The sequence below is a fragment of the Methylotenera sp. genome (assembly GCF_029945705.1).
GTDB lineage: Bacteria > Pseudomonadota > Gammaproteobacteria > Burkholderiales > Methylophilaceae > Methylotenera.
The window spans coordinates 1-2,048 of sequence record NZ_JAQSDC010000051.1 but is presented as its reverse complement, the minus strand read 5'-3'; the positions used below and the strand labels follow the sequence as shown (position 1 = coordinate 2,048).

Here is a 2,048-nt window from a genome sequence, read left to right as displayed (position 1 = left end):
GAACCCGTTGCCTGTACACCAGCCTCTGGCTGGGAAAAAGGTCAGGTGGAGAATCAGGTAGGCAATATTCGAGAATGGCTGTTCACACCATTAGCACGCTTTGCTTCATTTGCCGAATTAAACGCATGGCTCGCGACACGCTGCAAAGAGTTAGCGCAACGCAAACATCCCACGCAACGCAGTCGCACCATCTCGGAATGCTTTGCTGACGAGCAGCCAAACTTACGTGTTATCACGGCACACTTTGATGGTTATGTTGAGCATATGCTGCGCGTATCCTCTACCTGCTTAGTCAACGCAGATCGCAATCGCTACAGCGTACCCGCAGGTTATGCGGGGCAGGCTGTTTCTGTACGCATGACGGCAGATCAAGTGCGTGTGGTGGCCAATGGTGAAGTGATTGCCGCACACTCAAGAGTGTTTGGACGCGACCAGTTAGTATGCGACCCTTGGCATTACTTACCAGTACTAGAGAAGAAGCCCGGTGCCATCAGGGATGGCGCTCCCTTTGTGACATGGGACTTGCCGAAACCCATTATGATGGTGCGGGATCGTATTCTGAAACAAACTAAAGGGGATCGCGCCTTTGTTGAACTGCTCATGCTGGCGGGAGAAGCTGGTCTGGATGCGTTGACTGTGGCTTGTGAATTGACGTTAGAAAGTGGTGTCGTCAGTGCGCCTGTCGTCATGAATGAGTTGCGTAGATTGATTTCCCCGCACTTGCCAGTCACGTCAATTAATGTCCCTGATGGCATTGCACTGACCATAGAGCCTGTGGCCAATTGCCACCGTTACGACTACTTGTTAGGAGCGGGTAATGTCCATTGATTATACAGCCAGCTTGAAGGCACTAAAACTCTACGGCATGGCCACAGCGTGGAGTGAGTTACAAGCGGAGAAACCCAAACAAGTGCATCGCCCAGAAACTTGGATGGAACGTTTACTGGCGGCAGAACAAACTGATCGGAAACTCAAAAGCCTGCGCCATCAACTCAAGGCCGCACGCTTTCCAATACATCGTGATTTGCTAGGGATTGATTGGGCGGAAACACCGCTCTCGCAGGTGGTGGTTGAACAATTAGCCAGTGCGGCCTTTATGGAAACGGCGCACAACTTAATTCTTGTGGGCGGCACGGGCACGGGTAAATCGCATTTGGCCACAGCCATTGGCGTGGCTGCGATTCATCATGGTAAACGTGTGCGTTTTTATAATGCTGTGGATTTAGTCAATCAATTGGAACGTGAGAAGACGCAGGGTAAGGTTGGCAATCTAGCAAAGCAACTTTGCTTGGTGGATGCTGTAATTATTGATGAACTCGGTTATCTGCCGTTCCCAGCATCAGGTGGCGCATTACTGTTTCATCTCATCAGTCATCTTTATGAGAAGACTTCGTTAATGATTACCACGAACTTAACCTTCGGTGAATGGGTGCAAGTATTTGGCGATGCGAAGATGACAACCGCGCTACTTGACCGCATTACACATCATTGTGAAATCTTGGAAACAGGAAATGAATCTTACCGTTTTAAGCACCGTAAAAGTCGTACTCAGCAAAGCGAAAAAGTGGAAAGAATTGGACGCTGATTAGTGGAAAATATTGGACGCTGATTGACACTTAATCCATTCATTACGATTCAGCTTACGTTGCCATACCGTTTTGCCGTCTCGGTCAACTCCGTGAAGTTGAAAAACACCTATGCAAAATCTACCCCAACTCGTACAATTCTCGTGATGAACTCCTTATTTCAATAACTGATTGTGTTGAAACTCCAGTTTGACACTTCGGAGCCCTTTCGGGGGGGTGTCCATCCCATTGATATGGGGATTTTTTACGCATTCGCGCATTTCAATAAAATAAAATTGCAATGTCTGCTATTAATTATTTTTTGGTGGATTTCTCTGGATTGACTGTCAGTAATTGCTATCATTAAACAGAAATACCTTAACTAAATTTCTTTAATACAGTGATTTGTGCGTTATTTAGGTTTCGATCTATTTTCTGAGTGACTCATCCTGGATAAAGCACGATTCCGCGTTGCTGCTTTTT

The 2,048-nt window shown here is 47.0% G+C and carries 1 protein-coding gene and 1 pseudogene; both read left to right on the top strand.

Going from position 1 to position 2,048, the window contains the following annotated elements:
- Positions 1–828, top strand: a pseudogene (locus PSU78_RS11405) (IS21 family transposase); the annotation flags it as partial.
- Positions 818–1,585: an IS21-like element helper ATPase IstB gene (istB, locus tag PSU78_RS11400; protein ID WP_300388082.1), complete on the top strand. Its 768-nt coding sequence runs from the start codon at positions 818–820 to the stop codon at positions 1,583–1,585. The pseudogene PSU78_RS11405 and the gene istB, both read left to right, overlap by 11 nt.
- Positions 1,586–2,048: the final 463 nt, after the last annotated feature.

What these genes read in the sequence shown, in the direction of transcription:
- istB (WP_300388082.1), top strand. Translation starts at nt 818, where the DNA reads ATGTCCATTGATTATACAGCCAGCTTGAAGGCACTAAAACTCTACGGC.